Raw genomic sequence first — 23,803 nt, 5'->3', positions numbered from 1 at the left:
CGGAAAATGGTGGCGGCCAAGAGTAGAGAGTCGAGCTTAGGAGAAGAGCGGGAACGCTATTGCTAGCGGCGCGACAGCAGACCGACCGCTTCGGGTCGGAAGCAGAAATCCGGTGCACTTGGCTCGCGAGTGACTGCTTCGCAGCGATTGCTGTCCTTTGCCATCGACCTCACCAACGGCCGCTCGGCCGAAGGCTCTCACTGGAACGCTGACGCGGCGTTGATTGAAGTCCGACGAGTGACGCGTCGTGATGAGGACCGCGCCCGCGCACGCGCAGGAAGACCCTGCAGCAGCCGGTTGATGCACTTCAGATCGCCGCGGTCTTGATGAGCTTGCGCGCTGCTTCTGCCAACATCCCTGCGCGCGTCCCGATGAAGTCCGCGTAGCTCATCGAACCGTCCATCGCAGCGACCGGCAGCAGGGACGAAGCAGCAATCGAGGGGCGAAGCGCGGCGTCGATCTTGGGCATGTAGTCCGCGGGTGACGAGTCGCTGATCGCGCGATTGTCGGCCTGACTGAGGAAGCAGACGTTGGCGATGATGTTGGACTCGTTGAACTTGATACCTTGAGAGTTCAGAAATGCCTTCGGGTAAACGTGATGGAACTCGCGCGCGTTGTACGCGGACATGGCCGTGCTCAGGTCCACCAGACTGTTGGACAGCAAGCTGCGCGGCGCGTACTGGGCGAGGAGACAGATGGTGGCCTTCGCGACGGTCGAATTGATTCGCCACGTCTTCATGAAAAGGTTGGGGTGAACCTCGGCGTCGAGCGCGTCGAACACCGGCTTTCCGTTCGCCAGGGCGTGCATCGCGCCGATGTCTTCCATGACAGCGACGTTGGTACCCGCCTTGTAGCGCTGCGTGAAGGACACAAACCAGAACCAGCGCTTGAGCCCCGCCATCTGAGCGGCGTTCGGCTTCAGTGTTAGAGAGAAGAACTTCACAAGCGGAACGAACATGATTGGGAAGGGGATGAAGACCACGTTCTTGATCTGCAGTTCCTTTTCCAGAAAATCCACGGTGGCGAAGATCGCCTGCTTCAAGCGCAGCATGCCGTCAATCAAGTTCTGCGGAGGCGTGTCCACTAACGCATCGGCCTCGATGCTGTTCAGCACCACAGCCGCGAGGCTGCGCATGAGCAGCCCCTCATCAAGTTGGTCGTACCCCTTGTCAGCCAGCTTGTCGAGAACTCCCTCAATTTCCTTCCTAAGATCAAATTGATCTGACCACGTCCAGGCTGCGAGCAGTTCGAGAGTGCTAAGGCTCGTCCCCGACGAATTGATCCGCTGGAACACCCGACAAACCTCTTGGTTGGTGCGGTCCTTGATGGTGACGACCGGGAACTCGTAGTCTTTGAAGCGCTCGGTGAGATTTGCGATCACCGTCTTCATGGCGTCGTCAAAGCGCGTCATCTCGGGAAGGAGCTTCGTGGTGTCGAGGATGACACGTAAGTTGATGGAGGCTTTCGGGTCAGCCTCAGCGTAGTGGATGAACTCCTCGGTGGAAGGCACGAAGCACACGCTGAACCGATCGGCCAGCTCGGGATCAGAGGTCTTGGCGTCCGAGTTGAAGACACCGTAGAGGGTGGTCAGGCGCTGCTGACCGTCGAGGACGTAGTTAACGGGGTAGTCCTCGGGCGTCTTCGGCAGCTCGAAGCCACCCACGTTGCGCTCATGCTTGAGCGCCTCCTTGGTTGCCCACAGTAGCAGGGAACCAACCGGGAAACCGCGGTAGATCGAGTCAAGCAGGCTCATGATCTGCTCGTCATTCCAGACGTATTCACGCTGGAAGACTGGAATCTTGATGTTCCCCTTCGCCACATCGGAAAGCAGCGACGAGAGGCGCGGGTTGGACGGTGTGATCTTGTGAGCTCCTGCCATGGCTTTCCCTCCTTGTAGGGTGTTGATCCGAAGAGCTTAGCCGAAGGATTCCCCAAACAGGGTGCGCCGCCAACTCGCGGAGGGTGACCGCTTGCGCCGGCCGCGGCCATCTGCGCGTTCAGCACGAACGTCCGCAACCAGTCTGAAGCTGCCGCCTAGGCAAGGTCTCACTTCGCAGCGTCTGCGGTCGCTCGCTGGTGGGCGCCCGTTTTCGGATTCGGCACCAATACGGTCATTGAGCTACCCTGACCTGTAGAAGCGCGATCGACGGCAATGGTCGAAAGCGGTGTCTGTCGCCGGATGCCAATTGGCCCGAGCGCAGCGTGAGGGCGGATGCTGCGAAAGGAGTGCGATTGCTACGGCGCGCTTTTTGAGGCGGGCCGGTGGCCGGCACCAAGCGCTAAAAAGGCTGGAACTCTACGCCTTGTGTGGAGACCCGTGGTCCCCACACAAGTAGATTCAGACGCCTCAGAGGCCAACGTTTATGACCGGAGATCCTCCTAGTCGCTGGCATAGCGCTATTGTACAACCTTCGATGTTGCCCGGAGGCTGAGCCTTGAACCTTCCCAAGAAGCCGATCGAAGAGCTGTTCGCCGCGATGTACCACGGCAAGCAGAACTTTGCAGATTTCATCGGCGCGGATGTGGCTTCGCTCTATACCACCAAGACGCCCCGAATCGGCAGCAAGCGGCGGACACTCCACGTGCCGTCCGACAAGCTTCGCGCGTACCACGAGTTTTTGAATCTCTTTGTATTCGAGTTCTTGCCGGTGAACACCAGTATCGCCTTCGCCTATCGAAAGGGCTCCAGCGCTGCGGACGCGGTCCGGGTTCACAAAGACGGGCGCCACTTCCTCGTGAACGATTTGGCGGACTTTTTTCCCAGCATCGACGTTAGCCTGGTGCGCTCCACGCTGATTGTTGGCGCGACCGCCTGTCCAGTGGAAGCACTCGAATCGCACCTAAGTCGCATCCTGCAGCTGGTTTGCATCGGCGACGCCCTACCGCTTGGCTTTGCCACGTCGCCGATTCTCAGCAATGCGGCCCTGTTCGCCTTCGACACGGCGTTGCAAAAAGCATGCGAGTCGCGAAGCCTCGTCTATAGCCGCTACTCGGACGACCTGATCATCTCGGGGTCAGATCGGGATGAGGTCGCTGGCGCTGGAAAAATTGTAGAAGGGCTGCTGCATGAGCATTTTGGCGAGAAGCTGCGCCTAAACCCGTTCAAGTCGAAGTCCCTGCACCTGGGCTCGAAGGTGCGGATACTGGGTATGGTATTGCTGCCCAACGGCAAGGTGACGGTCGATGCAAAGTTGCGGGCAAACATCGAAGTGCTCCTCTACTTCTACCTAAAGGACCGTGCCAAGTTCGCCGAGTTCGCCAAGAAGGTGACGGGCGAGCCGGACAAGGCGGAAGCCCGCCTTTCGGGTTGGCTTAACTACATCAACTCGGTCGATCAGGACTATTTGGACAAGCTGCGGATGAAGTATGGCTCGGCCCTGGTCGATCGGTTCGTTCACCGGTCGTTCGGGTGATCACATGCAGCTTCGGGTCACTCTCACCAAAATCCAGCACATCGCGAATTTGCAATGGTCGGTGGACTTGGACCGGCGCGGGATCACTGCGATCGTCGGGCGCAACGGTTGCGGCAAAACCACCTTGGCCAAGGCATTGCTAACTATCCCGCTCGGGGACACATTGGCATCGACCTCCTCTGAGGGGATCGTCGGCCCCGATAGTTGGATTCGGTACGAGTTTGGCGAGCAAGTCTTTGAGCTCAGGTTCGACACGGACCTCGAGACTCTCAGCTCGCGCAAGCCGATCCCGCGCCACCTTAAGGCCATGGTCGGTGTGGAATTGCCCGTGCCTCACGGTGACCGATTCAAGGCGTTTCAGGCAATCGTCGAACATGACCACGACCTCCGTACCGCGCTAGCGATCGGGCGGGGCGCGCCTCGCCAGGAACTCAATGACTTTCTCAATCGCGTCTATCGCACCGACAGGTTCACGGATCTGCTGGAAGTCCGTATCCGGCACCGATCGTTCTACTGCTTTCGCCGGCCGCAAGAGCGGTACCTGCGCGAAGACCATCTAAGCTCCGGAGAATATTTCCTCATCAGTGTCTACCGGCGAATCGTCTCGGGAGTCAAATTCCTGTTCATTGACGAGATCGACATCTCGCTCGATGCGGATGCCCAGGCACGCTTGACAGGCGAGTTGCGTTCGCTTTGCGAGCGCCAAGGTGTGCATCTGGTCTTCACGACTCACTCGTTAGCGCTCATGAGCACCCTGGAGCTGGGCGAGATGCTGTACATGGAACGCGAAGCAAGCGAAGTGACGTTACGTCAAGCTTCCTACAACTACGTCCGTACGCTGATGTTCGGCTTTAGGGGATGGGACAAGCATATCCTCACCGAAGACGAAGTTTTGGAAGACTTCTTGCGGTATCTCATCGAGCGCTATTGCACTCCGACGTTCTATCAGTATCAGGTCATCCATATTGGGGGGGCAGTTCAGGTCGCGTCCTTGCTTGATCGCAATAGCAGGGAGCATTTCTTCGGCCCCGAGAAAGATGTGATCTGTGTGCTGGACGGCGATCAGGCTAAGCAACCGCATGCTGGCGGGCGCAACATCCTGTGTATCCCGCTCGATAGCGTCGAGAAGGCACTCTATGCCGCATTCATGGCAGGGGCCATCCCCGCCGCATATTGCTTGAACCGCCGCAAGTTTCATCCAAACGGCAAGGAACTGTTCAACGAGTTGCTGCGGATTGGCGTATTCAAGCGCAGGCAGGTGTTCGAGTTCTTGTGCTCTCGGCACGAGAAGGGGTTATCTTCTTTCGCGATGCAGTTGTCGGAGTTTCTCGGCGGTAAGCTATCCTAGTAGCCACCTCAGCTCATGAGGAGACCGGCAGCATGGATGTTCTATTGGTTGAGGACCCCTTCATGAACGGACTCACCCTGATGCGTCTATGTGGACTAGAGAGCAGTGCGAAGGGACCGCATGTCCGCTTCCGACCAATCGTGGTCCCCTTCCGCGCACATCGGCGAATGTCCGGTGTCGGCAACCGCCTGCATTCGCGTTGCCCAACCTGACTGTCTGCAACCAGTCTGCAGCAGACATTCAGTCTTCGGAGCCTGAGACGACGTCAACGCCTGCTTTCGGCCAAGAGCGGCCCTAGGTGGTGCGCAGCTCCCGGCATCTCGTGTGGCCGCCCTCCTGCGCTCTGGCTGCGAGATCTGAGAGAGCCGGAGATCACTGCACCCAGCGTTCCCCCGTCATTGAACGGTACCGCGTTCTCGCCGCATGCATCGCAGGATGCCGCACAGATAAGCGAGCGGCACGAAGTGCTCGGGGGTCGGGACGCTGGCCGCGTAATCGGGTGCTTGCTGAGGGCATCCAGCTTCGCCGGCGCGGTTGCCATGACGGAGCGCACCGCGTCGTCGAAACGCATCCCCAGTCGTACACCATGTCCGGTTGTCGGAAGTCGATCCCGCGCAGGTTGTGCACATTGTTCCCGCTGCGGAGGATCAGGATTCCGCATTCGCCACCTCCAAAGCGAGTTCGGGTGAGCCAGGCGCCGGGTAGTCGAAGGCGAACAGTTCCGGCGGGAAGCCTTAGAAGTCGTGAATGACGGGCGGCTCGGCCATAGCTGTCACCGCCGTGCTGGGAATGAACCAGGGTGCCGACATCGAGAGAATGGCACTCGGCCGAGGCCCAGTACCGAACCTCGGGCGTAGCGACGCTGGCTTGGGGGCGAGTTGATAGATCCCCCTCTCTAGTTGCTTCGCGCTGATGGGCGGAGCAGATGGCCTTCACGTGATTCGGCGGGTGCCGTGCTCGCACTTGGTACTTCGCGGAAGAAGGGCGATGCGACCACACGGCAGACTACTCATAATGATGTGAGCAGAGTTCGTGCAGCGCAAACCGATCCGAGGTGAACCATGAGCGAGCGGCAGTCGAGCTTTGATGTCATCGTGATCGGCGCAGGGCAGGCTGGACCGCCGCTTGCCGCCAAACTGGCCACGGCGGGCAGGCGAGTGGCGTTGCTCGAGTCACGAGAGCTCGGGGGCACCTGCGTCAACTGGGGCTGCACCCCTACAAAGACGCTGCGCAAGTCGGCCCGTGTGGCATACATGGTGCAGCAGGCACCGCGCTTCGGAGTTCATGCGGGCGAGGTTCGGGTTGATTTCGCAGCCGCGATGCGGCGCATGCAGGACCGTGTGGAGCAATCCCGCGCCGGGCTGAAGAGGTGGCTCGACGGGATTGAAGGCCTGAAGGTCATGGAGGGCAGAGGACGACTGGCGGGTTGCAGCGGTAAGGCCTATGTGGTCATGGTCGATGGGCGGCGCTTGACGGCACCGCGGATTCTGCTCAACACCGGCACCCGGCCTCGCATTCCCGACATACCAGGTCTCGCGGCCGTCGACTACCTCGATAACGAGACGCTTCTGGCGCTGCGCGATCGACCCGAACATTTGCTGATCATCGGAGGCAGCTATATCGGGCTCGAAATGGCGCAGATATTCCGCCGGCTAGGCTCTTCCGTCAGCGTGATCGACGGCGGCGAACGCCTGGCCTCGCGGGAGGACAAGGACATCTCCGAGGCGTTAGCTTCACTGATGAAAGCCGAGGGCATCTCTGTTCACCTTGGTTGTGAGATAGAAGGCGCCGAAGCTCATGCAGGGGGCGTCCAACTGCGGCTGGCTGGAGGGGCGGCGCCGCAAGGAAGCCACCTGCTCGTCGCGACGGGTCGTACCCCGAACACCGACGCGTTGGGACTGGAGACGCTGGACACCAAGATCGAAATGGACGACCACGGCTACATCACCACCAACGCGCAGCTGGAGACCTCGGCGCCCGGTATCTGGGCGCTGGGCGACATCAACGGCCGCGGAGCCTTCACCCACACCAGCTATCACGACCACGACATCGTGGCGGAAAACATCCTGGGCAATCCGGACGCGCCGCGTAGCGCCGAGGCCCGCCACGCCATCTACGCCATGTTCACCGACCCGCCGCTCGGCCACGTGGGCTTGTACGAAGCCGATGCCCGCCAGCTGGTTCGACAGGGACGCAGCATCTCCCTGGCGGTGATCGAGATGGAGGAGGTCAGCCGTGCCAAGGAGGAGGGCGAGACCTTCGGGCGGCTGAAGCTGCTGATCGATGAGCAAAGCGGCAAGTTCCTGGGTGCCACCATGCTGGGCATTGGCGCAGACGAGATCATCCAGGTCATCGGTCAAGCCATGAGCGCTGGCACGCACTGGCGAATCGTACGCAATGCCTTGCCAGTGCACCCGACGGTCACCGAGTTTCTCCCGACGCTGATCGACAAACGCAAGCCGCTTTCGGGCGACTGAATGTCATTTGAGGAACACCTGAAATTCTCGACCTGCGATTCAGCAAGTTGGGCCCGCTGTCCCGGGCATCCACGACCGGAGCAGTGTTCGCGCAATGCGCGCAAGTAGTTTCGACGCCGATCTGCATCGAGCCATCTCACGACGGGCACCGGGGCTGCCTATCGAACACGGCGTGTGGACCTCGATTGCCGCTTCGCGCAACTCCAGCCAAATCGGGTCGCTCTCCCGACCAAGCGCGTCACGGCTTGAGAATCAAGCGATTCCTTTCCGGGGGATGGGGTCAATACCAGACCTGGGCTTCGCTCACCGGTGAGCGCAGTAAGAAGATTCCAACTGCCACGACCCAGAGGACGCCTGGGTATAGGCCGAGTTGGAACGCCATTGACGTTTCGGTGAAGCCCGTCTGGGCCTGCGCGACGGCGAAAGCCAGCGTCCCCACGCTCGCCAGCGCGCTGAGCACCGCCATTGCGCTGAACCAAGGGCCAGCCGAGCGCGCGCTTATGAATGCAAACGTGTACATGGCCGCGGCCAAGCCGAACATGAACCACTGGAGCGCGAACAAGCCCGCTTCCACCTGCCGGACGGCATAGGCGGCCTCGAACACGACCGCGTTGTCGGGTCCCGCGGCTGCGAGCCGTCGCACCAAGATTCCGATGCCCACGCCGTCCACTGCGGCAAACACCGCGTACACGGCTGAAAAGACGATCATCGCTGCGCCACCGAGGGCGGCCCATGCACACGCCGCGCCTTTTCGGAGCCGCCAGCTGAGCGCGAGGCCGGAGGCACTCATCAACAGGGCGCCGAGGAGTTCTGCGAGGTGAATGATGCCCCAGTAGGGCTCATCCGCGTAATGCGCGAAAGCGGCGCGAGTGTCGTGCGGCGGCGTGTCTGGATGCAGGACCGCAGAAGTGAAGTAGACCACCAGTCCGAGGAACGCCCCAGCCGCGCCGACGCGCGACAAGGAACGGTCCGTGGCAGCACCTGCTTCGAATGCAAGGTCTTTCTGCGTCATCGCGGATAAGTCGGAGAGGCGAGGGGCGCGCGCCCCGAATCAGGTTAACAGGTCCTGAAGTGCTCGCAAGGCTTCGCCCCGCGCGACACGATCGGCAATCCAACGAGCAGGCTGCAACGAGGGACCGGTTGAGCTGCTGCTCGCAGTTCTGTGTGCGGACCGTCGCGGACAGCCCCGCGCGACTGCCGGCTCACCAGGCGCCCGCGCATGTCGGTCGATGCCTGTTCTGTCCCAAGGCCGTTCGCGCCTGGTGGACCCCTCACTCCTGCCGAGGCTCACGTCAACAGAAGAATGAGACACACTGGTCGGATGACCACCCGCGCGACATCCGGAACTCCTTCGGCGGTGACGTCGCGCACGTCCCGCGAGCAGGTGCTGCACCTCCTGGCCGAGGCGGCCGAGCTGGAACACAACATTCTTTGCAGCTACCTCTACGCGGCATTCAGCCTGAAGCAGCGCGAGGACGAGGGCGTCACCACCAAGGAGCTCGAAGCCATCTCGCGCTGGCGCGCGGACATCATGGGGCTATGCGTGGAGGAAATGGTCCACCTCGCGCAGGTGTGCAACCTGATGGTCGCGATGGGTTCGCGGCCCCACTTCAACCGTCCGAACTTCCCCGTCGCGCCCGGTTATCACCCCGCAGGCGTTGCGATCGCTCTGGCTCCGTTCAGCCTCGAATCCCTTGAGCACTTCATTTTCCTGGAGCGGCCGGAGGAGATTCCGGTCGCCGATCCGGCCTGTTTCCAGGAGGAGGGCGCAGCCGAGAGGCCTGAGCCTTTTTTCCGGCCGCTCATGCCGCGCGCTCCGGATTACGAGACCATCGGCGGGTTCTACGACGCACTGCGATGCGAGATCGAGCTCGCCGCGGCGGAGTTCGGCGAGAGGCGCCTGTTCAGCGGCCCCGTGGGGCTGCAACTGACCGCCAAGGAGCTTCGCTGCGAGGATCTGGTCGTGGTCCGAAGCGTCGAGGACGCGCGGCGCGCGATCCTTTCCATCGTCGAGCAGGGGGAGGGCTCCGGCGGACGGCGGGACGACTCTCACTTCGGACGATTCGAGTCAATCCGCGGCGAGCTGCTGGCGCTGCGTGCCGCGCGGCCCGAGTTCGAACCAGCGCGCGACGCCGCGCGCGACCCCGTCATGCACGCTCCGGTGGTCGATGGGCGCGTGTGGATCGAGAACCGGCAAGCCGCTCACGTCGTCGATGCAGCCAATGGCGCTTATTCCACGATGCTCCGTTGCCTCGCGCAGCTCTATGAGACCCCGGCGCCGCGAGCCGAGCAGCGCCGGTCGCTTCTTGGGGCGGCTCTCTCGTGCATGAAGGCTGTCACCGCTCTGGGCTCGGCGCTCACCGAACTGCCTGCCCGGGATGAAGAGGGCGCGCCCCGCGCAGGCATGAGCTTCGCGATGCTGCGGGCGATCGAGGGGCCGCTTCCGGAGCGCGCGCTGTCGATGCTTGCCGAGCGCTTGTCGGACATTGCTGCGCGCGTTGCGACCTTGGGGGCGCCGGGCTCCGTCGAGGCGACGGGGTCCGCGTTGGCCGATGCTGCCGAAGCGCTGCGGCGCTCCGCGTAGCAGCATCGGTTTTGACGCGAGCGCACGGCGGCGCCGCGGACCGTCCACTGCAACCTGCCGTTAGCTGCCCGCGCGCCGGTAGTGCACAGCGACGGCGCCGTTGCGCAGAGCCACCGCCGAGACCAGCTCGAGCCGCCGCGTGCCGGGCAGCCCGGCCTGGTACAGGGTCGGTCCATGGCCGGCGACCCGGGGGTGGACCAGGAACTTGTACTCGTCGATGAGATCCAGCCGGTCCAGTTCGGTCGCGAGCTTGCCGCTGCCGAGGAGCACGCCGGCAGGGGTTGCGTCCTTGAGCTTCTGCACGCTCGTACGCAAGTCGCCCGTGATGTGGTGGCTGTTGGTCCACCTGAAATCCGTTCGCGTCGATGACACCACGTACTTCGGCTTGGCCTCCAGTCGGACCGCCCACGCGCGCATCGCCGGCGGCGCCTCCTCGTCGCCGCGAGCGACGGCCGGCCAGTAGCTCTCCATCATCTCGTAGGTGACGCGGCCCCATAGCATCGCCCCTCCCTCGTCCATCAGGCGGGTGAAGAATGCGTGTGTCTCGTCGTCGGCAATTCCCTCGCGGTGATCGACGCAACCGTCGAGGGTGACGTTGATGCTGAAGGTCAAGATTCCCATGGCGACAAATCTATTCCAGATTGGGGGGACCGCTGGACTGTCGCGTGCCGTCGGGTCGAGGGGGAGGTGCCTGGCTCAGTTCGATCCCTCCGGGCGGAAGCGCCTGCAAAGGACCTTCTTGAAGACGCTCAGCGTGATCTCGAGTGCGGAGGATGCGATGGAGACCCCGATGTCGCCGTCCGAAGAGATGTCATTGCTCATGCCATCGGGACTGAGTGCGATCGAAGCAAGCAGCTCCTCTGCGTTACTCCCATGTGCCTGCACTTCGTAGAAGGAGACTCGACCGGAAGGATCTGCGGCATCGTTCAGTTCGCTGGTGTAGCGTACGCGGACCCTGATACCCGAGTACGTCAGGTCGAATCGGTCACGTTCCAGAACACCGACTTCGAGGCCCAAGCCAGGACCGACGCTGCTGCCAGGTACGTTCGCGAGCGCCGCATGGAATTCCTTGTAGCGGTCTCGGAGTTGAACTTGCCAGCGGGAGAAGTCCGCGAACTGGCGAACGATGTCCGGGTTCTTCTGGAGCTTGATGATGGGCTCGCTGCTCACTGGGGGCCTCTTCTGCTGCTGTAGGGGCTGCGGCGCCTGCCTGGCGCATGAGTCGGCCGATGAAGCGCGTTCATCGTCCACCGACGAATGTATCGCTGCGTCGGCGTGATTGAGCGCAGGACGTGCTGAGCGGCTCCTGACGGCAGCGACTCGCATGCTTCTTCGATGCTTGTGCGAGGCTTTTGCGAGCGCATCCGACCGCTCTATGCAGGGCGGCAACGACGTGAAGCCGAGCGCAACCATGCGCAAGTTGCTCATGGGACCGATCACGTGAACGGACCCTACGTCATGTGAGCCCTTCCGCCGACCCGGCGCGCGACGCGACGCTGCCATGCTCTCGCATGAACATCACAACCTCACGGAAGCTGCGGCACCACACCCTCCTCATGACCGGGCTGCTGGCAGCGACCGCGGCAGCGGCGACAGCCTGGTGGGTCCGCCGCAAGGCAGCCCGCGCCGACGCCGACCATCCCCCGCAGGGGAAGTTCGTCGAGATCGATGGCGTGCGCTTGCACTACGTCATGCGCGGCGAGGGCCCCCCGGTGGTGCTGCTGCACGGGAACACCGTGACGCACGCCGACTTCCATGCCAGCGGCCTCATCGACCGGCTGGCCAGGGACCACCTCGTACTCGCCTTCGATCGGCCGGGATTCGGCCATAGCAGCCGGCCTCGAGACCGATTCTGGACGCCGACGGCCCAGGCCGCGCTGATCCAGCGGGCGCTCGTCGCCCTTCGGATAGACCAGCCCGTCGTGGTAGGGCATTCGATGGGGACGATGGTGGCGGTCGCGCTCGGGCTCGAGCATCCGGCTGCCGTGCGCGGACTCGTCCTGGTAAGCGGCTACTACTACCCGGAGATCCGCTACGACGCGCTGGCGACCGCTCCCGTTGCGCTCCCCGTGGTCGGCGACGTCATGCGCTACACGGTCACCGCCGTGGCAGCGCGCGCGCTCATCGGCCCGATGGTCAAGGGCATGTTCGCTCCCGCAGCGGTGCCCTCCGGCTTCTACACCGCGGTGCCGCGCGAGATCATGGTGCGCCCTGGGCAGCTGCGCGCCAATGCGGAAGACGCGACTTTCATGATCCCCGAGGCGCGGACTCTGTCGCGCCGCTATGGCGAGCTGCGGATGCCCGTCACGATCGTGGCAGGCGCCGACGACCAGGTGGTGGACCCCGAAGCGCATGCACAGCGACTGCACCGGGAACTGCCCGCGAGCCGCCTCATCGTCGTGCCCGGCGAAGGGCACATGGTCCACCACGCCGCGCAGGACGTCATCGCTGCCGCGATCGGTGGCGAGACGTCGAGCCCCCAGGAGCAGGCGCCGGACCGGACCAGGCCGCTCCCCGCACTCCAGGTCGCCTGAACGGCGTTCATCCGATTCCAGAGCTCCGACGACCTCGAAGACGGGCTCTTCCCGCCAGCACCCGAGCGTGCTGGCGCGGCGACCCAGCTAAGGACCTATGCCAAGACCCTCATCTCTCGCTTCCGAGACTGCCCTGTCCGACGCCGACCGCGTCGTCGAGGCGGTGTACACGGACCCCGTCGGCTCGCTCGACTACACGCTCTACGTGCCCGCCAACGTCGGCATGCGCCCGCCACTGTTCGTGATGCTTCACGGCGCCTGCCAAAGTGCTTCGGACTTCGCCGCAGGGACGCAGATGCACGAAGCGGTTCGGGAGTGCGGGGGAATCGCCCTCTTTCCCCAGCAGTCGCGCAGTGCCCACCCCTTGGGCAGCTGGAACTGGTATGACGTCAAGCATCAGTTCGCGTCCGGCGGAGAGCCGTCAATGCTTGCCGGGCTCACACGCCAGATCATTCGCGACCATGATGCGGACCCGGTGCGGGTGTACGTCGCGGGCATGTCCGCCGGCGGTGCGATGGCGGTGATTCTCGGGCAGACCTACCCCGACCTCTACGCTGCCGTGGGTGTGCACTCCGGCATTGCGACCGGCGTGGCCCATGACCTGATGTCGGCACTCAGGGCCATGAGCAGTGGCCCGCCGGGCGATTCGCCGGCGAAGGGCCGTGCCGCCGTGTGCGCCTCCTTGCCGGCCGTCCCCACTATCGTGTTCCATGGGGATCGCGACCAGACCGTCCATCCGCTCAACGCCGAGGCCGTGCTGGCCCAGGCGCTGAACCGCAGCGGCGGAACCCCTTCCCGGGGCGACGCCGCGTCTCACACCGGAACCATGAACGTGCCGGGCGGACGAGCCGTCACCCTGGTGAGACATGTCCGGCGCAAGGGGCGTCCAGACGCGGAGATGTGGCTGGTGCATGGCGGCGGCCATGCCTGGACCGGCGGCAGCGCGAAAGGCAGCTTCACGGACGAATCCGGACCCGATGCCTCGCGCGAAATGCTGCGCTTCTTCCTCAGGCAGAGCCTTGCGCGTTGCCGGGGGCGCAAAGTTGCTTGAGGTCCAGCCCGCTGCCGTGCATGCGCCCCTGATCCAGGACGTCTCCGATACGGCCCTGTGGGTCGCTGCGTACCGAGCCAGCGAATCCGAACGCCCGGACGCGCTGTTCGCCGACCCGTACGCCCGTCGAATGGCCGGACAGCGCGGGCAGGACATCGTCGATGCGCTTCCATTCGGGCGTTCTATGGCCTGGTCGATGGTGGTGCGGACGGCCGTCATGGACGAGGTCATCGTCGAGTGCGTCCTCCACCGCGGCGTGGGCACCGTATTGAACCTGGGCGCCGGTCTCGACACCCGGGCCTTCAGGTTGCCCTTGCCGTCCTCCCTTCGCTGGTTCGACGTCGATCTGCCGGCGATCACTGCGTACCGCAAGGAGTGCCTGGCCGGCGAGGAGCCCGCGTGCAGGCACGCGCATGTCGCCGCCGACTTGAGCCAAGCGGCGGCGCGGGCGCGGGTGCTGGAGATGGCACGCGACGATGCACACGGACGCTTGCTGGTCGTGACCGAAGGCCTGCTGCTCTATCTCACCCCCGAGCAGGTGAGCGGCTTGGCGGCACAGCTGCACGCCGACCCGCAGGCGACTCTATGGCTGGCAGACCTGGTCACGCCAATGCTGCAACAGACGATGGGCATGGTGTGGCGGTCACAACTTTCGAACGCGAAAGCATCCTTCCGGTTCGCGCCGTCTGACAGCGTGCGCTTTTTCGACGCATTGGGCTGGCGCGAGATCGAGTTCCATTCCACGTGGACAGATTCCATCCGCCTCGGGCGGACAGCTCCGCATGCGGCCACCTGGAACCGGCTGTCGATGTGGGGCGGCTCCCTCGTGCAGGAAGCTGTTCAGCGCATGTCCGGGGTCGCCTTGCTCGAGCGCACGACCTAGGTGTGGCAGTTCTGAAGCGACTTCCCTGAGTTCGAGGCCCTGCTGACCGGCACCCGTGCTTGCCGCCCTGCTGGAGGCTCTCCGTGCGCGCGCCGGAAGGGGCGGCGGCGGCGCTGCCGGCGGGGAACGAAGCCGTAGAATCCGCCCCTTTTTCTCTCGGCGCCGCGCGGCCTCACTCATCTTGAACCATCCGACTTCCGCTCGCAGTGCCAGGTCGCGCATGCGCCCGCAGTCTTCGAGCCGGCCGCTGCTGGGCATCGACTTCGGCACCTCCAATTCTGCGGTGGCATCGCTCGACGCCGATGGCACGGCGCGCCTGCTTCCCATGGAAGGCGAAGCCGCCGTTCTGCCGACCGCAGTGTTCTTCGATTCCGAGGAACGCAGCGTGCATTTCGGCCGCGAGGCAGTGGACCTTTACCTGGCGGGCACGGAGGGCCGGTTGATGCGCTCGCTCAAGAGCCTGCTTGGCAGCTCGCTCATTCACGAGCAAACCGCAGTCGGCTGGGGAGAGCATCGGTATCTGGACATCCTCGCCTTGTTCTTGCGCGAGCTGCTGGAGCGGTCCCGCCCACGCATCGGCACCGGCCCGCCGCTGCTGGTGCTCGGAAGGCCCGTCCACTTCGTGGACGACGACCCTGCGCGAGACCGGCAGGCGCAGGATGCTCTCGAGCAGGCGGCGCGCGCCGCCGGATTCGACGAAATCGCCTTCGAGCTCGAGCCCGTGGCTGCTGCTTTCCACTACGAGCGGCAGCTTGCCGGAGCGGCCATTGCGCTCGTGGTGGACGTGGGCGGCGGCACCTCGGACTTTTCGGTGCTGCGCCTCGGTGCGCAACGCGCTGTGCCCGGAGACCGCGCGTCGGATGTTCTGGCCACTGCAGGCGTGCATCTGGGCGGCACCGATTTCGACCGCCGGCTCAGCCTGGCACGCGTCATGCCGCTGCTCGGGCTGGGGCATCGCGGCCCGCAGGGGCGGGAGGTGCCGAACTCGGTGTTCCACGATCTCGCGACCTGGCATCTGATCAACTTTTCGTATGCGCCGGTGGGCGTGGCACGCGTCCAGGCTTTGCGTTCGGGCTATACCGATCCGCAACTGCACGATCGCCTCATGATGGTGCTGCGCAAACGGCTTGGGCACCGGCTGGCGACCGAGGTGGAGCAGGCGAAGATCGCCTGCTCGGTGCGGGACGACACGGCAGTCGTGGCGCTGGACGAGCTTGAAGCCGGGTTGCACGTCGAGCTGAGCGCAGCCCAGATGCACGAACAGCTCGATGCGCTTGTGGCGCAAGTGGCCGCTTGTGCCGAGGAGTGCGTGCAGCGCGCCGGTTCGCCGAAGCTGGACGCCATCTACCTCACTGGCGGCTCTTCGGCCTTGCGGCCCTTGCAGGACCAACTCGCCGCCCGCTTCCCCGGGGTACCGCTGGTGTCGGGAGACCTGTTCGGCGGTGTGGCGGCGGGCCTGGCCTACTCGGCGGCGCGGCGTTATTCGTGATTGCGTGGCCGTTGAGGCCTCACGCCCGAAAACTGAAAACCCGCTCACGTCCGAGCAGGTGATAGCGCGGTGCACCGGTGAACAGTTGTCGGATGGCCGGGTTCTCCACCGACAGCCCGCCCGTGTAAGCGCCGAAAGCCGGCAGGATCAACTTGCGGCCGTCTTCGACGAAGCAGGGCCGCTCGACGCTGCCACCCTTGTGCGCAATCCGGGCCTTGGGATGAAAGTGTCCGCTGATCTCGTGCGCCGCGCCGGGCTGCGCCTCGTGACGAAACAGCAGGCCCTCGTCTTCGTACGTGTCGTGGGCCTCGAAGCCCGGCGGCACGAAGCCGCCATCGTGGTTGCCGCGTATCCAGATCGGCTCGAGCCGCTGCAAGGCATCGAACGCCGCCCGCGCCCCAAGATCGAGCCGAGCATGGCCACCAGGATCATGGAAGCAGTCACCCAGCAGCAGCAGCCGCCGGGCCTGCGTCTCCTCGCAGGTGCGCAGCAGCCGTGCCAGGGTGGCGTGGGTGTCGTAGGGCGGCAAGAAGTACCCGCGCCGCGCCCAGTGGGACCCCTTCTCCAGATGCAGGTCGCTGGCCACCAGCATTTGCCGGCGCGGCCACAGCAGGGCGCCGCTGGGGTGCAGCAGCAACTGCTGCCCGGCGAATGCGATCGTCATTCCGGTCATGGTGGTCATGCCGGAGGCCCTCCCAGGCCTGATTCGCGAAGAAGGTTCTGTTCCAGTTCCTCGAGCACGTAGTCACCGGCGTCCTGGCGCGAGACGCTTTCGCGCGCAATGTCGAGGATCAGCGGAACAGCGAGCGGCGAGACCTTGTCGAGGTGGCGCACCACGACCTTCCCCTGCGTCTGCCGCAGCAGGTCCGAGAGGCGCTCGATGTCCATCAAGCCACCCATCGCGGCCTGGTAGGCCGCGCGGATCAGCACGTGGTCCGGCTCATAGCGCATCAGCACGTCGTAGATCAGGTCCGAGCTGATCGACAACTGCCGCCCGGTTTTCTGGTGGCCGGGGTGCCGGCGCTCCACCGCACCGGCCACCACCGCCGCCTCCCGGAAGGCGCGCTTCAGGCGTGGCGTATCGTGCAGCCAGTCCTGCAACTCCTCGCCCAGCATGTCGATCGAGAACAGCTCGTCGATGTCCTGCGGCACCTGCAGTGACCAGAAGGCGAGTGCGTAGTCCGATGCCACGAAGCCGAGCGGGCGGCAGCCCTGCTGTTTCATGCGCCGCAGGATCAGGAAGCCCAGCGTCTGGTGGGCATTGCGTCCGGCGAAGGGGTAGGCCACCGTGTAGGCCTTGCGCCGGTAGCGGAAGGTCTCCACCAGGAGATCGTTCGGGCCGGGCAGTCGCGAGCGCAGGGTCTGTTGCTGCAGCCACTCCACCACCTCGGGCGGCAGCTCGGTCCACCGGTCCGGGTGCTGCAGCAGATCGCGCACGCGCTGCGACAGGTGCGTGGTCATGGGGAGCTTGCCGCCGTCATAGCTGGGGATGCGGGGCGAATCCGCTTTGGCGCTCGACACCATGACCACGCCATCGCGCACGCCGTCGAAGCGCACCACCTGCCCGGCAAAGAGAAAGGTATCGCCCGGGCTCAGGCTCTCGATGAAGTACTCCTCGATCATCCCGAGCAGCTGGCGGCGGCGCTTGACCCGCAGCATCGGCGCCTCGACGATGGTGCCGACGTTCATGCGGTACTGCCGTGCGAAGGATGGATCGGTGAGATGCCAGGCCCCGTCCTCCCCGCGTTCCAGGCGCTTGTAGCGCTCGTAGTTCTTCAGCACGTAGCCGCCATCCACCGCGAAGCCCAGCGTCCTGTCGAAATCCTGGCGGCTCAGGTCGCGATAAGGCCAGGCCTGGCGCACTTCGTCGTACATGGCATCGGGGTAGAGGGGGCTGCTGCAGGCGCTGCCAATGAGGTGCTGTGCCAGCACGTCCAGCCCTCCAGAACCTGCTGGCGTGCCGTCGAGTTCACCATGCGCCACGGCTTGCAGCGCGGCCTGGCATTCGATGCATTCGAAGCGGTTGGTCGGCACCAGCAGGGCCTTGCTGGGTTCGTCGAGGCGGTGATTGGACCGACCGATGCGCTGCAGCAAGCGGCTCACGCCCTTCGGGGCACCTACCTGCACGACAAGCTCCACCTCGGCCCAGTCGATGCCCAGGTCGAGCGAGGAGGTGGCGACCACGCAGTCGAGTGCGCCGCTGGCCATCTGGTCTTCGACCTTGCGCCGGAGCGTCGGCTCGAGCGAGCCGTGATGCAGCCCGATGCGAAGGTTGTTCTCGTTGATCGTCCAGAGCGCCTGAAAGATCAGCTCGGCCTGTGCCCGTGTGTTGACGAACACGATGGACATGCGGCTGCCGGCGAGCGCCTGGTAGATCTCCGGCATGGCGTACAGGGCCATGTGGCCCGCCAGGGGAATGCGCCGCGTGGAGTGCAGCAAACGGATGTCGGGTGGCGTGCGCGTGGGTGCCCGCACGATGGCCCCCCTGGGTCCGCACAACCAGTCGCGGGCCAGCTCGGGATCGGGGATCGTGGCCGACAGGCCTATCAGCTGCACCTGCGGGGCGATCGACCGCAGCCTGGACAGGGCCAGCGACAACAGGTCGCCACGCCGCGAAGCCATCAGGGCATGCAGCTCGTCCACGATGAGAAAGCGCAGGGGACGGAAGTGCGCGGCCGCGTCCTCGTACGACAGCATCAGCGACAGCGATTCGGGCGTGGTCATCAAGAGGTGGGGCGGGCGCCGGCGTTGCCGCTGACGCTTGCCGTGCGGCGTGTCGCCGGTGCGGGTCTCGTGGGTAATGGGCAACTTCAGCTCGGCGATGGGGCGGCCGATGTTGCGATGCACGTCCACGGCCAGCGCCTTCAACGGCGAGATGTACAGGGTGTGGGGGCCCTGCGGCTCGCCCTGCGTGCCCAGCAGATCGACCAGCGACGGCAGGAAGCCCGACAGTGTCTTGCCGGCCCCGGTGGGGGCGCATAGCAGCACATGCCGCCCGCTCGCGGCCGCTTCGAACGCGTCGAGCTGGTGCGCGAACCAGTCCCACCCCTGGGCCTGCAGCCACGACGTCAACACCTGCGGCACGCCCAGCGCCGACGCCCGGTCGCCCGCGCCTGTCGGCACCGCAGTGACGGTCGATTCGGAGTGCCGGTGCTTTGCCATCGTGAGGTCGGATTGACAGGCCGCGCGGGGAATGCGGTTGGGTTTGAGGGTTTCGGGTCTGCCCGGTCGGGAGTGCCCATTGCGCGCCTGCCGTCGCAGGATCATCCCAAAGTCGCAGGCGCCGTGGGGCCGCGGCGGGCTCGGGAGAACGGCGGCTGGGCGGCGCCACCTTGCCGGTGGCTGCGTCCGCCTTCGGCATCGTGCGGACAGGCGTCCTCGCCTCGAACGGGCAGGGCGGAATGCCATCAGGCTCCTGATCCCGCTCTACAGATAATCCGTAGCGCCACCGGAGCCGATTTCTCCCGCATCGTCGGGCTCCGGCAGCCGGCCGGACGTCGGCACCTTTCGCTCACCGATCTGCTGGCGCCACATCGCGTAGTACAGCCCCTTCAGCGCGACGAGCTCCGCATGGCTGCCGCTTTCCACCACGCGCCCTCTTTCCAGCACGTGGATCGCGTCTGCGTGCAGCACGGTCGAAAGACGATGCGCGATCAGCAGCGTGATCTGGTTGCGTTCCGCCGAGATGCGCCGCAGCGTCTCTGTCACCTGCTGTTCTGTGAGTGAGTCGAGCGCCGAGGTGGCTTCGTCGAACACCAGCAGCCGCGGTTCGCGCAGCAGGGCTCGCGCGATGGAAAGCCGCTGGCGCTCGCCTCCCGACAGCCGGGCGCCGCCCTCGCCAACCACCGTGTCCAGCCCCTGCGGCATGCGCGCCAGCAGCTGCGCGCACTGGGCGTTCTCCAGGGCGGACAGGATCTGGGCATCCGTCGCGTCGGGGCGTACGAAGAGCATGTTCTCGCGCACGGTGCCGGCGAACAGGCTGGTTTCCTGCGTGACGTAGCCGACTTGCCTGCGGGCCTCGTTGTAGCGCAGCTTGCGGGCGCTGACCTCATTGAAGTAGACCTCGCCCGCGGCAGGTCGGTACAGGCCCAGTAGCAGCTTCACCAAGGTCGATTTGCCGGAGCCGGACGGGCCCACGAAGGCGATGGTGTCGCCGCGCCGCGCCGAGAAACTCACATCGTCCAGTGCGTTCTCCTCGGCGCCTCGGTGGCGAAAGACCACGCGCTCGAAACGCAGGGACTCGATCGGCCCGACGTGCACCGCATCTTTCGCGCGCTGATCGATCGGCTTGGCCATCAGCTCGGCGAAGTTCGTCATCGACGAACTCGCTTCACGCCAGGCGAGGATGACGACGCCCAGTTCCTGCAGCGGCGTGAGGATCGCGACCGAGATGAACTGCATTGCAATCAGTTCGCCCGTGGACAGCACGTCGCGGAAGATCAACCAGAGCAGCGCGAAGAGCACCGACAGTTTCAGCAGGCTCAGGGTCGAACCCTGCAAGAAAGCCAACCAGCGAATGCGGCGAACCTTCGCCATTTCGAGTTCGAAGATGACCTGCGTCTGCGCCTCGAGTCGCCGGATCTCCCGAAAGGTCAGGCCCAGGCTCTTGATGAGGGCGACGTTGCGCAGGCTCTCCGTAATGAAGCCGGCGTTGCGCGTCGTTTCCCGGTTCAGGGCGCGCTGCTGCGATCGGATCTGCCGGCTCAATAGCCCAGAGAGCCCGCCCAGGACCAGAAGGCCCAGGAGAAACACCGGCACCAGCAGCCAACTCTTGGTGATGGCATACCACAGCAGGAAGGCCAGTCCGACCACGGAGGCGAAGAGCACGTTGATGAAGGCATTGATGACGCGCTCGGTGTCACGCCGCACCCGCAGCAGCAGGGACAGCGTCTCCCCGCTGCTCTGCTCATCGAACTCCTGATAGCGCAGTCGCAGTGTCTGGCGCAACCCGTCGTTGAAGATGTGCGTGCCGAAGCGCTGCACCACCAGCCGCACGACGTAGTCCTGCATCGCCTTGCATGCGCGGGATGCGATCGCCACCGCGACAGCGACGGCGAGCAGGCGCAGGGCGCCGCTGATCAGCTCGTCGTCGGGCTTCACGTTGCGCTGGGTGGCGTAGTCGTCGATGAGCCAGCCGAAGATGATGGGATCGACCAGCGCCAGCACCTGCCCCACCGCTGCGAGCACAAGCGCGACCGCCGCCAGCTTGCGCTGCGGCTTCAGGTACTTGTGCAGTAGATGCATGGCGCATTCTCCTGGGCGTTCGGGTCGCAGCCATCCACGTGCGGCGGCGGCATCGACGCTTGAAAGGCTGGCACCCTTCAGCAGCAACGCGGCGCTGGCGAATCGACCGTGTGGTCCGCGTGGGGCAGAGCGTGGGGCGTCAGGCGTACCGGTGCGCTCAGCGGATGCATGCTGCTGTCCGCCGCAGTCACTATTGGTCTATCGACGGTCAGGCGCTACCTGATCAGCCGTTGCCAGCTTCCGTAACGCTCCCGGATGCCGCCGCGCCGCACGCTCAGGACGACGATGGCCAGCCCCAGCGCGACGCTCACCGCGGTGGTCACCGTGTCGGCGGCGTAGAACAGGGGAGTCGCTGCCAGCGCGGCCCCGAGCGGCATGAGAAGGAATCGGAACGCACGCGCGACTTCGGCCGCGGCGACGGATATCACGGTGAGCACCAGCGAGCCGATCACGTGGTGTGCGTTGGCGAGGCCGCCATCGACGCCGAGGACGGGGCGCGTGAACAGCAGGAACAGGCCGACGAGCGCGGCGAGCACCAGGTTCCACGGCAGCCCGACGCCGCCGATGGTGACGTCCTTCAGCACCGCACCAGGGGAGCGGTCGAACTCGTCGGCGAGCACATCGTGCTTCTTGCCGGGATGCATGTCGTCCGTGTCGCCCACGAAGAACACGCGCAGCCAGTTCTGTCCGGCCTTCGCGCGCCGGCGCAGGAACTGCAGCGTCGCCAGCAGTTCGTCGAGCGAATAGGGAATCTGCAGCAGCACCGCGGCGGCGCCGATGAGTGCGATGGTGCTCCAGGTTCCGATCACCACCGGCTGGATGATGATGAAGAAGATGGACGTGATGCCAAGCGGCGCGATCATCAGGCCGAACAGGACCACCAGCCAGGGCATGGTGCGCCATCGCATGCGCGAGCCCACGATGCCGGTGAGGATCTCCAGCAGGTAGGTGTAGCCGCCCACCGCGGCGTCTGAGACGGGCCAGGCCTTCGATACGGAGGAGGTGATGATTTCTTCGGTGCCGTTCCGCGGGTCGGTCGGGGAGCCCGCGAAGAACGGGTCCCACACGTCGGGAATGTGGCCGAGCTGGTAGGCCGCAAGGTAGCGCGAGACATACAGCCCGACGAGCGCCAGCGCGATGATGGGAATCCGCTGGGTCCAGTCGGACGGGTTGTAGCTCCAGCCCGGCGGCACCATCGGGCCGGTCAGGACTGCGATGGCCGACGGTCCGGGCTCGGGCCGGGTGGCGACGGCCAGGCCGAAGATCAGCGCGCCCACCAAGGTATCGGACAGGTAGGCCGCCGCGTTCGGCGTGGAGAACAGGAACGGTATCGCCATCACCACTACACCGATGCCGGCGCAGAACCAGCGCGCCCATTGCGCGCGCCAGGCCAGCGCCCAGGAAGCACCGATGACGAGCAGCACGCCCAGCACGACTTCGCTCCAGCGCAGCCAGGGCGATTCGACCGCAATGAGCAGCGGCTGCGTGATCAGCCATGTCCCGAGCGCGATGTTCACGAAATGCGCCCAGCGGTTGGCGGCGTGCTGCGAGTGCAGCAGCGCCTCGTGGCGGCGGCGCAGGTCTTCCGCGTTGTGGCCGATCTGCTGTGCCTCGGCCACGCGCGCAGGCGGCGTGATCTTGTTGATGCGGTACCAGCCCGCCGGGTCCTTCTTGAGGACGGCCACCATCGCCGGCAGTTCGTTCTTCAGCCGGTGTCGTGGCTCCCAGCCGAGCAGCTCGCGCGCGCGCCGCACGTCCAGGGCGTAGTGGTCGTCCGCCATGGCGACCATGAAGGGCTTGATGAAGGGGGCCTCGCCGCCGTCGATCGCGTCCGGGATGACCGGCTCCAGCTTCTCCTGCGCCCAGGCCCCCGCAGCCGCCAGCGGCTTGGGCACGCGCAGGGTCGGCCAGTCTTCGGCGCCGTGTAGCAGATAGCCCAGCTCGTCCTGTAGCTGGTCGTAGCCCATCGCCTCGGGCTCGCCGATGAGGATTTCGGCTTCGAGGGGCAGGGCGCCGCGCCGATCGACGGTGCGTCGGAAGGCGTCCAGCAAGTCATCCCGGTGGAGCATGCTCTGCCCCGCCAGGGTGTTGCCCGAGTAGAGATAGCTCTGGAAGTCGCGCTCGTAGATGCGGGACATCTGCTGCGCCAGGGTGGGCACCATCGAGTGCGTGTCGTACACGCCCGCGAGCCGCAGCAGCACGTAGGGAATGCGGCCGTGCTCCTCGCGAACGACCCGTTCGGCAGCCGCCTTGGACTTGGGATAGGCCCAGCGCGGATCGATCGGCTGCTGTTCGTCGATATACATGCCCGGGCGCCCGGGGGCGTGCACGAGCATCGTGCTGGCATAGAGGAACTGCCCTAGCTCCAGCGACTGCAGCGCACGCAGCAGGCGGCGCGTGCCCTCCACGTTCACCGATTCATACAGCGGGTTGTCCTCGCCGGTGAAGTCGAAGTAGGCCGCCAGGTGGACGACGCTGGCGATCGTCGAGCCGAACCGTTCGCGAAACTCTCCGATTGCACGCGTCACGGACTCGTCGGACGAGATGTCGCACTCGATCAGGGGAAAGTCTGCCGTGCCCGGGCTGCGCGAGAGGCCCACGATCCGGTAATTTGCGGACAGAGCCTCGGCAAGCGTGGCGCCCAGATTGCCGTCCGCGCCGGAAATCAGGACGATCGGTCGCGATGCGATCTCAGCCATGCGTCAACAGCCCAGGGGGCCGGCGGCTGCGCACGCCGCGCGGTCCAGCGGGGCAGCAGGCGTGGGCGAAGCGGCGTGGTT

At 65.1% G+C, this 23,803-nt stretch carries 16 protein-coding genes; 8 read left to right on the top strand and 8 right to left on the bottom strand.

Annotation, left to right across the window (positions count from 1 at the left end; translation table 11 throughout):
* Nucleotides 1–307 precede the first annotated feature (307 nt).
* Nucleotides 308–1,879, bottom strand: coding sequence for a GmrSD restriction endonuclease domain-containing protein (locus tag WG922_RS09320; protein WP_340282255.1), 1,572 nt, complete (start codon nt 1,877–1,879; stop codon nt 308–310).
* Nucleotides 1,880–2,435: 556 nt separating this feature from the next.
* On the opposite strand from WG922_RS09320, the gene WG922_RS09315 reads away from it, so the two are divergent.
* The 3 genes from WG922_RS09315 (at nt 2,436) to WG922_RS09305 (ending at nt 7,238) form a co-directional block, all read left to right on the top strand.
* The gene (locus WG922_RS09315) at nt 2,436–3,413 is read left to right on the top strand and encodes a reverse transcriptase domain-containing protein (RefSeq protein WP_340282253.1); all 978 of its coding nucleotides are present in this window, start codon (nt 2,436–2,438) and stop codon (nt 3,411–3,413) included.
* Nucleotides 3,367–4,761 (top strand): AAA family ATPase, encoded by a 1,395-nt coding sequence (locus tag WG922_RS09310; RefSeq protein ID WP_340282252.1) that lies wholly within the window; start codon nt 3,367–3,369, stop codon nt 4,759–4,761. The genes WG922_RS09315 and WG922_RS09310 overlap by 47 nt, the downstream gene beginning before the upstream one ends.
* A 1,061-nt stretch (nt 4,762–5,822) precedes the next feature.
* Complete coding sequence (locus WG922_RS09305) at nt 5,823–7,238, top strand: mercuric reductase (protein WP_340282250.1); 1,416 nt, start codon at nt 5,823–5,825, stop codon at nt 7,236–7,238.
* Between the two features lie 280 nt (nt 7,239–7,518).
* On the opposite strand, the gene WG922_RS09300 is transcribed toward WG922_RS09305, so the two are convergent.
* A complete protein-coding gene (locus WG922_RS09300; protein WP_340282248.1) occupies nt 7,519–8,250 on the bottom strand; it encodes a hypothetical protein in 732 nt (243 codons plus the stop codon).
* A 309-nt stretch (nt 8,251–8,559) separates the two neighbouring features.
* On the opposite strand from WG922_RS09300, the gene WG922_RS09295 reads away from it, so the two are divergent.
* Entirely contained in the window at nt 8,560–9,822 is a 1,263-nt protein-coding gene (locus tag WG922_RS09295) for a ferritin-like domain-containing protein (RefSeq protein ID WP_340282246.1), read from the top strand.
* Nucleotides 9,823–9,882: 60 nt separating this feature from the next.
* Here the strand turns inward: WG922_RS09295 and WG922_RS09290 are convergent, their stop codons facing one another.
* Nucleotides 9,883–10,443, bottom strand: a complete 561-nt coding sequence (locus tag WG922_RS09290) for a dihydrofolate reductase family protein (RefSeq protein ID WP_340282245.1) — start codon at nt 10,441–10,443, stop codon at nt 9,883–9,885.
* A 75-nt stretch (nt 10,444–10,518) separates the two neighbouring features.
* On the bottom strand, nt 10,519–10,992 hold the full coding sequence (locus tag WG922_RS09285) for a hypothetical protein (RefSeq protein ID WP_340282244.1): 474 nt from the start codon (nt 10,990–10,992) through the stop codon (nt 10,519–10,521).
* Between the two features lie 341 nt (nt 10,993–11,333).
* On the opposite strand from WG922_RS09285, the gene WG922_RS09280 reads away from it, so the two are divergent.
* The 4 genes from WG922_RS09280 (at nt 11,334) to WG922_RS09265 (ending at nt 15,779) form a co-directional block, all read left to right on the top strand.
* Nucleotides 11,334–12,356, top strand: coding sequence for an alpha/beta fold hydrolase (locus WG922_RS09280; protein ID WP_340282243.1), 1,023 nt, complete (start codon nt 11,334–11,336; stop codon nt 12,354–12,356).
* A 163-nt stretch (nt 12,357–12,519) separates the two neighbouring features.
* Nucleotides 12,520–13,407: an extracellular catalytic domain type 1 short-chain-length polyhydroxyalkanoate depolymerase gene (locus WG922_RS09275; protein ID WP_340282242.1), complete on the top strand. Its 888-nt coding sequence runs from the start codon at nt 12,520–12,522 to the stop codon at nt 13,405–13,407.
* A 16-nt stretch (nt 13,408–13,423) separates the two neighbouring features.
* Nucleotides 13,424–14,290 carry a class I SAM-dependent methyltransferase gene (locus WG922_RS09270; protein ID WP_340282240.1) on the top strand — a complete coding sequence of 289 codons (867 nt, stop codon included), beginning with the start codon at nt 13,424–13,426 and terminating at the stop codon, nt 14,288–14,290.
* Nucleotides 14,291–14,510: 220 nt separating this feature from the next.
* The gene (locus WG922_RS09265) at nt 14,511–15,779 is read left to right on the top strand and encodes an Hsp70 family protein (protein ID WP_445322810.1); all 1,269 of its coding nucleotides are present in this window, start codon (nt 14,511–14,513) and stop codon (nt 15,777–15,779) included.
* A 19-nt stretch (nt 15,780–15,798) separates the two neighbouring features.
* Here WG922_RS09265 and pdeM read toward each other — a convergent pair whose 3' ends face one another.
* The 4 genes from pdeM to WG922_RS09245 form a co-directional block, all read right to left on the bottom strand.
* A complete protein-coding gene (gene pdeM, locus WG922_RS09260) occupies nt 15,799–16,461 on the bottom strand; it encodes a ligase-associated DNA damage response endonuclease PdeM (RefSeq protein ID WP_340282237.1) in 663 nt (220 codons plus the stop codon).
* Nucleotides 16,458–18,941 carry a ligase-associated DNA damage response DEXH box helicase gene (locus WG922_RS09255; RefSeq protein ID WP_340282236.1) on the bottom strand — a complete coding sequence of 828 codons (2,484 nt, stop codon included), beginning with the start codon at nt 18,939–18,941 and terminating at the stop codon, nt 16,458–16,460. The genes pdeM and WG922_RS09255 overlap by 4 nt, the downstream gene beginning before the upstream one ends.
* 264 nt (nt 18,942–19,205) lie before the next feature.
* Nucleotides 19,206–21,023, bottom strand: a complete 1,818-nt coding sequence (locus tag WG922_RS09250) for an ABC transporter ATP-binding protein (RefSeq protein WP_340282235.1) — start codon at nt 21,021–21,023, stop codon at nt 19,206–19,208.
* A gap of 215 nt (nt 21,024–21,238) precedes the next feature.
* A complete protein-coding gene (locus WG922_RS09245; RefSeq protein ID WP_340282234.1) occupies nt 21,239–23,722 on the bottom strand; it encodes an NAD-dependent epimerase/dehydratase family protein in 2,484 nt (827 codons plus the stop codon).
* Nucleotides 23,723–23,803: the final 81 nt, after the last annotated feature.

It is taken from the genome of Ramlibacter sp. AN1015, assembly GCF_037726105.1.
In the GTDB taxonomy this organism is placed as follows: domain Bacteria; phylum Pseudomonadota; class Gammaproteobacteria; order Burkholderiales; family Burkholderiaceae_C; genus Ramlibacter.
This window is presented reverse-complemented; position numbering and strand designations above follow the sequence as displayed.

Bases quoted from the DNA above. Each gene is read 5' to 3' on its own strand.
- WG922_RS09320 (WP_340282255.1), bottom strand. From the start codon at position 1,879: ATGGCAGGAGCTCACAAGATCACACCGTCCAACCCGCGCCTCTCGTCG.
- WG922_RS09310 (WP_340282252.1), top strand. From the start codon at position 3,367: ATGGCTCGGCCCTGGTCGATCGGTTCGTTCACCGGTCGTTCGGGTGAT.
- WG922_RS09305 (WP_340282250.1), top strand. From the start codon at position 5,823: ATGAGCGAGCGGCAGTCGAGCTTTGATGTCATCGTGATCGGCGCAGGG.
- WG922_RS09300 (WP_340282248.1), bottom strand. From the start codon at position 8,250: ATGACGCAGAAAGACCTTGCATTCGAAGCAGGTGCTGCCACGGACCGT.
- WG922_RS09295 (WP_340282246.1), top strand. From the start codon at position 8,560: ATGACCACCCGCGCGACATCCGGAACTCCTTCGGCGGTGACGTCGCGC.
- WG922_RS09290 (WP_340282245.1), bottom strand. From the start codon at position 10,443: ATGGGAATCTTGACCTTCAGCATCAACGTCACCCTCGACGGTTGCGTC.
- WG922_RS09280 (WP_340282243.1), top strand. From the start codon at position 11,334: ATGAACATCACAACCTCACGGAAGCTGCGGCACCACACCCTCCTCATG.
- WG922_RS09265 (WP_445322810.1), top strand. From the start codon at position 14,511: ATGCGCCCGCAGTCTTCGAGCCGGCCGCTGCTGGGCATCGACTTCGGC.
- pdeM (WP_340282237.1), bottom strand. From the start codon at position 16,461: ATGACCACCATGACCGGAATGACGATCGCATTCGCCGGGCAGCAGTTG.
- WG922_RS09255 (WP_340282236.1), bottom strand. From the start codon at position 18,941: ATGGCAAAGCACCGGCACTCCGAATCGACCGTCACTGCGGTGCCGACA.
- WG922_RS09250 (WP_340282235.1), bottom strand. From the start codon at position 21,023: ATGCATCTACTGCACAAGTACCTGAAGCCGCAGCGCAAGCTGGCGGCG.
- WG922_RS09245 (WP_340282234.1), bottom strand. From the start codon at position 23,722: ATGGCTGAGATCGCATCGCGACCGATCGTCCTGATTTCCGGCGCGGAC.